Origin of the sequence: Dyella acidisoli (assembly GCF_030160295.1) — a bacterium.
GTDB classification, from domain to species: domain Bacteria; phylum Pseudomonadota; class Gammaproteobacteria; order Xanthomonadales; family Rhodanobacteraceae; genus Dyella_B; species Dyella_B acidisoli.
Genome location: NZ_BSOB01000017.1, coordinates 415,646 through 424,574 on the forward strand (window position 1 = coordinate 415,646; position 8,929 = coordinate 424,574).

Annotated in this window: 9 protein-coding genes; 8 read left to right on the top strand and 1 reads right to left on the bottom strand. The window is 60.7% G+C overall.

What is annotated here, in order from left to right; translation table 11 throughout:
• Positions 1-7: 7 nt before the first annotated feature.
• On the bottom strand, positions 8-505 hold the full coding sequence (locus QQJ86_RS11085) for a hypothetical protein (RefSeq protein ID WP_284320996.1): 498 nt from the start codon (positions 503-505) through the stop codon (positions 8-10).
• A gap of 376 nt (positions 506-881) precedes the next feature.
• On the opposite strand from QQJ86_RS11085, the gene QQJ86_RS11090 reads away from it, so the two are divergent.
• The 8 genes from QQJ86_RS11090 to QQJ86_RS11125 all read left to right on the top strand — a co-directional run bounded on the left by QQJ86_RS11090 (position 882) and on the right by QQJ86_RS11125 (position 8,823).
• Positions 882-1,361, top strand: coding sequence for an SET domain-containing protein (locus tag QQJ86_RS11090; protein ID WP_284320997.1), 480 nt, complete (start codon positions 882-884; stop codon positions 1,359-1,361).
• Between the two features lie 341 nt (positions 1,362-1,702).
• A complete protein-coding gene (locus QQJ86_RS11095) occupies positions 1,703-2,239 on the top strand; it encodes an RDD family protein (protein WP_284320998.1) in 537 nt (178 codons plus the stop codon).
• Positions 2,239-2,919 (top strand): RDD family protein, encoded by a 681-nt coding sequence (locus QQJ86_RS11100; protein WP_284320999.1) that lies wholly within the window; start codon positions 2,239-2,241, stop codon positions 2,917-2,919. Before QQJ86_RS11095 ends, QQJ86_RS11100 begins: the two co-directional genes overlap by 1 nt.
• A complete protein-coding gene (locus tag QQJ86_RS11105; protein ID WP_284321000.1) occupies positions 2,916-3,893 on the top strand; it encodes a stage II sporulation protein M in 978 nt (325 codons plus the stop codon). Before QQJ86_RS11100 ends, QQJ86_RS11105 begins: the two co-directional genes overlap by 4 nt.
• Complete coding sequence (locus QQJ86_RS11110; RefSeq protein WP_284321001.1) at positions 3,883-5,406, top strand: DUF4129 domain-containing protein; 1,524 nt, start codon at positions 3,883-3,885, stop codon at positions 5,404-5,406. The genes QQJ86_RS11105 and QQJ86_RS11110 overlap by 11 nt, the downstream gene beginning before the upstream one ends.
• Positions 5,403-6,515: a DUF4350 domain-containing protein gene (locus QQJ86_RS11115; protein WP_284321002.1), complete on the top strand. Its 1,113-nt coding sequence runs from the start codon at positions 5,403-5,405 to the stop codon at positions 6,513-6,515. Before QQJ86_RS11110 ends, QQJ86_RS11115 begins: the two co-directional genes overlap by 4 nt.
• Before the next feature lie 41 nt (positions 6,516-6,556).
• Positions 6,557-7,516 (top strand): AAA family ATPase, encoded by a 960-nt coding sequence (locus QQJ86_RS11120; protein WP_284321014.1) that lies wholly within the window; start codon positions 6,557-6,559, stop codon positions 7,514-7,516.
• The gene (locus QQJ86_RS11125; protein ID WP_284321015.1) at positions 7,516-8,823 is read left to right on the top strand and encodes a DUF58 domain-containing protein; all 1,308 of its coding nucleotides are present in this window, start codon (positions 7,516-7,518) and stop codon (positions 8,821-8,823) included. The genes QQJ86_RS11120 and QQJ86_RS11125 overlap by 1 nt, the downstream gene beginning before the upstream one ends.
• The last annotated feature ends 106 nt before the right edge of the window (positions 8,824-8,929 follow it).

The window sequence follows — 8,929 nt, forward strand, 5'->3', positions numbered from 1 at the left end:
GAATGGGTCAGCGATAGGTGTTGGGCACGCCGGGAACCGGCGACAGGAAAGAATTGCTGGTGAACGGAAAATCGCGCGGATTCTTGTTGTCCGGGTGGTCTTCCAGATTGGGCATGCAATGCACGGTGCCGTTGAGCGTGTAGGGCATGGAGCCGGCGCTGCCTTTGCCGGCAATGGCTTGGAGCGCCTGGTTCATCTCCGGCGTGGGCAGTACGTCGACTTGCACCACGTCGCCGGCGAACGTGGGGATATCCAGATCGAACTTCGTATGCACGCGCACGGGGATGCCCTGCGCGATCTGCAATTGGCCTTCGATCGATTGGTAATTCATGCCGGTGTAGCTGTTGTTCTGGATGCGCAGGCTGAGTTGCCAGGCGCCGCTGGGCTGCACGCGCATCTGCTGGATGGTGAGGGTAGGCGGGAACACGCTCTGCCGCTGTGGCCCGCAGGCCGTAAGCAAGACAGCCAGCATGACAAGAGCCAGTCCGTGGAGCAGTCGTTTCATGGAAGCACCTCAAACGATTGTTTGAATATAGCAGGGAATGGGATGGGTGAAAGGGGGCGGCGCAACATGCGAAGCGTTTGAAACGAAAAGAGTTATACAAAAAGAGAAGGGTGGGATGTACCGCTTGTCATAGCGAGCTATGAGTGCTCCCTTCACCTACGTGTAGTGGGGAAGGGTTGTGATGGGGTGAAGCAACCTCGCGATGAAATTCAACTTCGCTGCAAGCTCACGCAACCCCACCCCCACCCTCCCCTGCCTATGCAGGGGAGGGAGCTACGAGTTCTTCGTGTACGCATGCTCTCGTGCGGTTCCCAACGTCACACAGAGCAGGCATCATTAGCGATTGCACTTTCCTTCCATCCAACTCCGGTTATCCATGTCCCGTCGCATCGTTGCTCGCCGCTCACCCATCCACGGCAATGGCGTGTTTGCCGTCGCCCCCATCAAGAAGGGTGAAGAAATCATTGAATACCGGGGCACGCTGATGACCCACGAGGATGCCGACGAGATGTACGGCGACGGTGGCGAAACCGGGCACACTTTCCTGTTTACGCTCAACGAGGAGTACATCCTCGACGCTAATCGCAAGGGCAACGTCGCACGCTGGATCAACCACAGCTGCGCCCCCAACTGCGTGGCGTTCGTGATCGAAAATGAAAAAGGCGATCCGCGCAAGGACAAGGTTGTCATCGAAGCCAAGCGCAACATCAAGGCGGGCGAGGAACTGACTTACGATTACGGCATCGTGCTGGAAGTGCCGCATACCGCACGTCTAAAGAAAAAGTGGGCCTGCCTGTGTGGCTCGCCCAAGTGCACGGGCACGCTGCTCAAGCCCAAGCGCGTCAAGAAGAACTGATCTGGACGGCTTGAACGGACTCTGCACCCGTCTCCCTTCGAGAGTGGGGGTGAGGATTCGGGCGAAGCGTGATAACGACTTCTTGCACAAGTTTTTTGTAGTCGCGCGCTGATCGTACCCTCACCCCAAACCCCTCTCCCGAGGGGAGAGGGGCATAGCGCCATTCGGTGCGAACCCCACCAAATCTCGTACCACATCGCATGGCCATGTTGGGGCTTGCCCTCCAACCTACGTGGCTAACAGATGGCGCCGCGCAGCACTTGTACACCTGTCATGACTTGCTCCTATACTCAAGTCACGCACCGGCATGGGGGCCGGTGTTCAGACAGGGAAAACAAGCCATGGAAACGAATCCGTATGCCGCGCCCGGCGCGGTTGTCGAGGACGCACCTGCGTTTGGCAGGGATGATCTGGAGGCTCGTAAAGCCACGCGATGGCAGCGCTGGTGGGGGGCTTTCATAGACAGTTTCATCGTGGGCCTTTGTTCTTGGCCATTGTCTATGTGGTGGGCCGGCCATCATGGAATCAACCATTCCCAAGTAGCGCCCATGCTGGAAAAACTCCCCTTTACAGGCTCGACTGCCATGGCTGTCAGCGCGCTCTTGGTGGTGGCGGTGATTGCCTGCAATCTCATGCTGCTCAACAAGAACGGCCAGACCATCGGCAAGCGCACCGTCGGCACCAAGCTCGTGCGCACCGACGGCACGCCGGTGGAGGTTTGGCGCGTCGTCGTCCTGCGTTGGCTTCCCTTGTTTGTCGTGCGGTGGATTCCATTCCTCGGGGGCCTCGCGGGGCTTGCTGATGCGCTCGTGATTTTCGGTAGCGATAGGCGCTGCATCCACGATTACATCGCGGACACCATCGTCATCGTCGACTGATGCTGGACACCGTACGCGAGATCGAAACGCCGGAAGGCGTCGCACTGCGTTTGCGCGCGGCCGGTGCATTTGGCCGTGCGCAGGCTTGGCTGCTCGATTTTGTGGTTCGCATGGCGGTGTTCTTTACCGCGTTGGGAATCTTCGGCGCCTTGGGTCGCGGCGGCATGGGGCTGGCTTCGATGCTGCTGTTCGCACTCATGTGGGCGTACAACGTGGTGTGTGAGGTGTGGTTCCACGGCCAGACGCTTGGCAAGCGTGCGCTGGGTCTGCGGGTGGTCAGCGCTGACGGCACACCGATCACGCTGCTTCCGTCGATTACGCGCAATCTGCTGCGCGTGGTTGATGGGTTGCCAGGCATTTATGGGGTCGGGTTGATCTGCAGCATGATCGATCCTTCCGGGCGACGTGTCGGCGACATCGTGGCCGGTACCTTGGTGGTGCATGCGAACGATCTGCCGGCAGGAAGCAAAGTGCCGATCGTGCCGGCACAACCGCTCCCCTTGCCGCTCGATCAAGACGAACAGGCCGCGGTGATCGAATTCGCCGAGCGCTCGCCGTTGCTCACGGTGCAGCGGCAGGAAGAGCTTGCAGACATTCTGTATCCGCTGACGGGAAGCGAAGGCACCGCGGCCGTCAAGCAACTTACCGCCTACGCCAATGGATTGCTGGGAAGGCCATGAAGCAGGAGCAGTTCGTCGCCTCGTATGCGAAAGAGTGGGACACGTTGCAATCGTGGCTCGCGCAGCTCGATCGGGCGCCGCAAGCCGCGATGCGTGCAGAACGCATGCTGGATTTTCCGCATGCGTATCGGCGCGTTTGCCATCATCTGTCCTTGGCGCAAGCGCGTGGTTACAGCCGCGAAGTGACTGATCGCCTGCAGCAAATCGTGCAGATGGGGCATCGTCAGCTATACCGCCCGCCGGCACCGCGTTGGCACAAAGTGGCGGTCTTCCTGTTGGCCGATTTTCCGCGCCTGGTGCGCCAGCAATGGCGCTGCATGCTTGTCGCGGCTTTGCTGTTGTACTTGCCAGCCATCGTGACTTACATCGTAGTGCTATGGAAGCCAACGTTGGCGCATTCGCTGTTCACTGCGCGGCAGTTGGCTGACTTCGACAAGATGTATGACCCTGCCAACAATCATATCGGCCGCAGCAGCGGCACCGATCTGCAGATGTTCGGCTTCTACATCATGAACAACGTCAGCATTGCTTTTCGCACCTTTGCGTCGGGTTTGGCGTTCGGCGTGGGTGCGATCTATGTGCTGGCGGCCAATGGTGTGATTCTTGGCGGCGTGGCGGGACATCTGGAAGCCATCGGCTACGGCGGACCGTTCTGGCGGTTCGTGGTCGGGCATTCGGGCTTTGAACTCACCGCCATCGTGATTGCCGGTGGCGCGGGACTGCAATTCGGCTTGAGCCTGCTGGCGCCAGGACGGTTGCGGCGTGAGATCGCCCTGCGTGATGCCGCGTGGACAGGTGCGCGACTCGCCATGGGTGCTTTTGCGATGTTGATAGCCGCGGCCTTCATCGAAGCGTATTGGTCGTCAATCGCCGCGCTGCCTGACGTGGTGAAGTTCAGCAGTGGCGCAGGCATCTGGGTGCTGGTGCTGTGGTGGCTGATTCGCGGTGGAGCAGGGAGCCGTTATGCAGCTTGAACGCATCGGCGTCGCGTTGCGTCCGCGCACATCGCAGGAGGCGATGGATCTGGGCATGGCCATGCTGCGCGCGCATGCGCGTCCGGTGTGGATGGCGTGGTTCGTGTTTACGCTGCCTATTTTTCTTGCTTGCCAAGGCGCAGCGTGGTTGCTCGGCATGCCTTGGTTGGGTTTGCTGCTACCTTGGTGGTTGCGTCCTTTGTTCGATCGTATTCCGCTATACGTGCTGTCGCGTGCAGTGTTCGAGCAGACACCCACATGGCGTGCCACGTTGCGCGCGCAGTGGAAGTGGCCGTGGAAGCGAACGCTCGCCGCATTGTCGTATCTGCGCGTGGATACCAACCGCTCGTTGCGTTTGCCGATGGAGGTGCTGGAGGGAGTGGATTCCAAGCAGCGTCGGGCGCGCTGGCGCGTACTCAGCCGGCCATTGGTGGGTGTAGCGAGCGGCCTGACCTGGACGTGCATAGCGTTCGAGCTGGCGATAGCGCTAAGCCTGTGCATCTTCGCCATCTGGATGGTACCGAACGAAACGCTGCCCGATTCCATGCGTGATGTGAAGCAGGCGCTGACCATCCCGGCCTTCAAGCATGCATTGGTGTGGATTGCGTCGGGCGTGACGTATGTATCGATGAGCATCGTGGAGCCGCTGTACGTTGCCACCGGCTTTGCGCTGTATTTGAATCGCCGTACGCAATTGGAGGCGTGGGACATCGATCTCGCCTTCCGGCGTCTGCGCCAGCGTCTGGTGGAAGCAGGCGTTGCCATGGTGTTGCTGGTCTGCGTCATGGGTGCACCATCCATCGCGCACGCCGCCGACAAGCATGCTGATGACAAGCAAGTGCCGCCGCAGAACATCGCCGAGGTGTTCCATCAGCCGGTGAATGACAAAGACGCGTTGTTCGCCAGCAAAGCCGCTGACGTCTACCGCGATCCAAGATTCGGGCAAGAACACAAGGTGCTGCGCTGGGTACTGAAACACCCCGCGGATCAGGAGCCTGGTAAACCGCCTTCATGGTTCGCTGGGCTTGCGGGATTTGGCAATCTGGGTGCCGGCTTGTTGAATCTGATTTTTTGGGGATTGCTGGCGACCGTTGTAGTGGCTTTGATCGTGTTCGCTGTGCGTCACCTGCGTGGCTCGATGCCTTCAATGGAGCGCTTCGAGAAACCAAAGGTATTGCGTAGCAGCGTCGTGCACGATATTCCGCTACCGGAAGACCTACCCACCGCCGTGCGTGAGCTATGGCGCGAAGGCCATCGGCGCGAAGCATTGGCCTTGCTCTATCGTGGCAGCGTGGTGCGCGCGGCGACCGCGTTGCGCATACAACCACCGATCGATGCGACAGAAGCCGATTGGCTGCAGCATGCACGCACACTGGATGATCCTGCGCGACGCGAGCGGCTGATCCGCATCGTGCGTACCTGGCAGCTCGCTGCGTACGCGGATCGTTACCCTGGTGACGCGGACATCGATGTTTTGTTGTCGGGCTGGCCTGCACAGCAGGTGGCGCCATGAAGACGCGCATCGTGGTCGTGTCAGTGATCATCGCCGCGATCGCGATGTTGGGTGGTGCCCTGTTTTTCAACACGTTCAAGCGCGATTGGAGTACGGAAACCACACCTTCCACAGGTGAAGCGTATTACAACCGTTTCTTTGCCCTGCAGAACATACTCAAGAACATAGGGCAGCCCGCCAGCAGTGGCGTTCTGCTGAACAAGATTCTTCCGGATCTGGATTCGGGCGATACGGTGGTGATCGGTGATGACATCGGAAGCATCAAGCCCGACGACGCCGCGAACCTTGCCGAATGGGTTCGCGAGGGCGGCCATCTGGTGTTTTCGCCGACCGCTTATGCCAAGCAGGACATCCCTCTGCTGGATGAATTGGATTTGCTCGCCAATCAAGAAAGCAAAGTGACGTGCGTCGAGCTTTCGGTTAGCGGTGGAAAGGAAAGCATGCCTGTGTGCGGCAGTGGCTTCCATTTAAAGAAGCAGGCGCTTGCGCACGCTCAGGTGATGATCGGCGACAACGCAGGCAAGGGCCTGGTCTTCGCACGCGTGTCCGAAGGCGATGGCACCGTCAGCATGCTGAGCAACATGGGTGTCCTCGCCGACAACAGCCTGAAAAAACAGCCGCAGCAGCAGTTCGCGCTGCGCTTGCTGGCGCCGAACTTCGGGCATGGTCATGTCTATTTGTTGTACGAACTGATCGGCAGCTCGTTCTGGGTCAATCTGTTCGTACGCGGCTGGCCTGCGTTGATCGCGTCATTGCTGCTCATCCTCGGCTGGATGCTTATGCGCAGCGAGCGGTTGGGTCCGCTGGTGCCGGCGCCGTCCGCGCATCGACGTGCGTTGCTGGAACACATCCACGCGGTCGGCGAATTCTTGTTTCGCCGTGATGGCGGCCGGAGTCTGCATCAACTGGCGTGCGAGGCTGTGCTTGCGCGTCTGCACCGCCGCGATCCAGCCAGCGTGATGCTCAAGCAGGACGAATTGTATGCATGGCTGGCACAACGCAGCCGGCTTGAAGCTTCCCTTATCGAACACGCTTTCCGCTCACCCGCGAACGCCGCTGCGTTCCGCGGCAGCATGACCACTCTGGCGCGGCTCAGGAGCCACTTATGACGACACCCGAAACCCTTGCGCCCGCAGCGCCGCTGGCGCCGATGTCGGTCGACACCATCCATGCACGCACCGCCGCGTTACGACACCAAGTAGCGCACGCCTTCATCGGACAGACCGAAGTGTTCGACCAGGTGCTGATGGCTTTGCTGGCCGGTGGCCACGTGCTGATCGAAGGCGTTCCCGGGCTCGGCAAAACGCTCTTGGTGCGCGCGCTGGCGGCGGCGATGAATTGCAGCTTCGGGCGCATCCAGTTCACGCCAGACTTGATGCCGACCGACGTCACCGGCCACGCGATCTACGACGTGAAAGCCGAGCGTTTCCAGGTTCGTCGCGGCCCGGTGTTCGCGAACCTGCTGCTGGCCGACGAAATCAACCGCGCGCCGGCCAAGACGCAGGCGGCCTTGCTCGAAGCCATGCAGGAAGGGCAGGCCACCATCGAAGGGCGACGCTTTCCGTTGCCGGCGCCTTTCATGGTCGTGGCCACGCAAAATCCGATCGAACAGGAAGGCACGTATCCACTGCCCGAAGCGCAGCTCGATCGTTTCCTGATCAAGGTGCTGATCGACTATCCCTCGCTGGATGACGAAAAGCGCATGGTGGAAAACGTGCTGAACGGCAAGGTTGCTGCCGACCTCGACGTGTCGCACGTGCAACAGGTGATGACGCACGAAGAATTGCAGGCGATGCAGCAAGGTGTTGCGCATATGCATATGGATCCGGCCGTTACCGACTACGCCGTGCGCATTGCGCGAGCCACGCGCGAATGGCCGGCGGTGGTGGGCGGTGCAGGGCCGCGTGGCGGTCTTGCGCTGGCGCGTCTGGCACGTGCGCATGCTGCGATCGATGGGCGTGATTTTGTGACGCCGGACGATGTGCGCACGGTGGCCTTGCCTGCTTTGCGTCATCGCTTGTTGCTAGCGCCGGAGGCGTTGGTGGAACGGCAGCGCCCGGACGATGTGATCCGCGCGTTGCTGCACAAGGTGGCCGCACCACGGCAATGATGCGACCGGGTCCGCTGCTGCTGTGGCTGTTGCTCGGCTGGACGCTGGTGGGCGTGCTGGCGAGCATAGGCATCATTCCGCTGGCTGCATGGCTGGCTTACGGTGCGGCGCTGGCGTGCGTGATGCTGATCGACGCGTGGCGGCTGCAACGCGCACCTTCACCGGCCTTGCAGCGCGAAGTGGCGCCTGTAGTGCCGTTGGGGCTGGATATGTTCGTGCGGTTGCGCATGCAATCGGCGGAAAAAAGTCCACGTACCGTCGAAGTGCACGACCTGCATCCCGGTGGCTGGCCGATGCGCGGGTTGCCGCATCGATTGCAACTTGCGCCGGAGACGGATTACGCCTTCGAGTACGCCTTGACGCCGGACGAGCGCGGGCCCGCGCTCTTTGTCGGTTGCCATCTGCGCCTTCATTCCGCATGGCGCCTGTGGAGGCAACGCCGCGCGCTCGATGTGGTGAACACCGTGCGCGTGTATCCCAACTTTGCACCGTTGGCGAAAATGGCTGGCCTCACCGTTGAACTGGCTTCGCATACGTTTGGCGCGCGTCTGCAGCGTCGACGCGGCGAAGGTACCGAATTCCAGGAATTGCGCGACTATCGCGTCGGCGACAGCATGCGCAAGATCGACTGGAAAGCCACAGCGCGCATGGGCCATTTCATCTCGCGCGAATACCGCGAGGAGCGCAACCAGCAGATCGTGCTGCTGGTCGATTGCGGTCGCCGCATGCTGGCGAAGGATGGCGCGATCTCGCACTTCGATCACGTGTTGAATGCATCGCTGTCGCTGGCTTACATCGCCATGCGCGAAGGTGATGCGGTGGGCTTGCTGGCTTGTACGGGACGTACGCAGCGCTGGCTGCCGCCTCAGCGCGACAGTGGTGGCATGGATCTGCTGCTTGGTACCGGCTATGACTTGCAGGCAACCTCCGCACCTACCGACTACCTGGCTGCTGCGCGCGCATTGCAGGAGCGGCAACGTCGGCGCGCGTTGGTGATTCTGATCACCAACGTTCGTGACGAAGACGACAGTGAACTGGCCTTGGCCGTAACGCTGCTGGCGCAGCGTCATCTCGTGTTGGTGGCGAGTCTGCGCGAACAAGCGGTGGAGCAAGCTGCACACCATGCAAGCGAGAGCCTGGAAAGTGCCATTCGCAGTGCATCGGCCATGCATTACCTGGCCGGTCGCGAGCGTGTGCATGATGATCTCAATCGGCGCGGCGTGATGACGCTGGATGTGGAGTGTGCGGAGTTGTCCAGCGCGTTGATCGAGCGTTATTTGCGGCTCAAGCGCGAAAGCCGGCTGTAGGTTGGGATTGGCATCCCAGCCTATGTATGGACTCGCCCCCTTCGTCAACCGCTTTTTTCATCCCCGAATGCCGGCTGCATCTATGTATGAGGCCTCACCAAGGTGG

What these genes read in the sequence shown, in the direction of transcription:
- QQJ86_RS11085 (WP_284320996.1), bottom strand. Translation starts at nt 505, where the DNA reads ATGAAACGACTGCTCCACGGACTGGCTCTTGTCATGCTGGCTGTCTTG.
- QQJ86_RS11090 (WP_284320997.1), top strand. Translation starts at nt 882, where the DNA reads ATGTCCCGTCGCATCGTTGCTCGCCGCTCACCCATCCACGGCAATGGC.
- QQJ86_RS11095 (WP_284320998.1), top strand. Translation starts at nt 1,703, where the DNA reads ATGGAAACGAATCCGTATGCCGCGCCCGGCGCGGTTGTCGAGGACGCA.
- QQJ86_RS11100 (WP_284320999.1), top strand. Translation starts at nt 2,239, where the DNA reads ATGCTGGACACCGTACGCGAGATCGAAACGCCGGAAGGCGTCGCACTG.
- QQJ86_RS11105 (WP_284321000.1), top strand. Translation starts at nt 2,916, where the DNA reads ATGAAGCAGGAGCAGTTCGTCGCCTCGTATGCGAAAGAGTGGGACACG.
- QQJ86_RS11110 (WP_284321001.1), top strand. Translation starts at nt 3,883, where the DNA reads ATGCAGCTTGAACGCATCGGCGTCGCGTTGCGTCCGCGCACATCGCAG.
- QQJ86_RS11115 (WP_284321002.1), top strand. Translation starts at nt 5,403, where the DNA reads ATGAAGACGCGCATCGTGGTCGTGTCAGTGATCATCGCCGCGATCGCG.
- QQJ86_RS11120 (WP_284321014.1), top strand. Translation starts at nt 6,557, where the DNA reads ATGTCGGTCGACACCATCCATGCACGCACCGCCGCGTTACGACACCAA.
- QQJ86_RS11125 (WP_284321015.1), top strand. Translation starts at nt 7,516, where the DNA reads ATGCGACCGGGTCCGCTGCTGCTGTGGCTGTTGCTCGGCTGGACGCTG.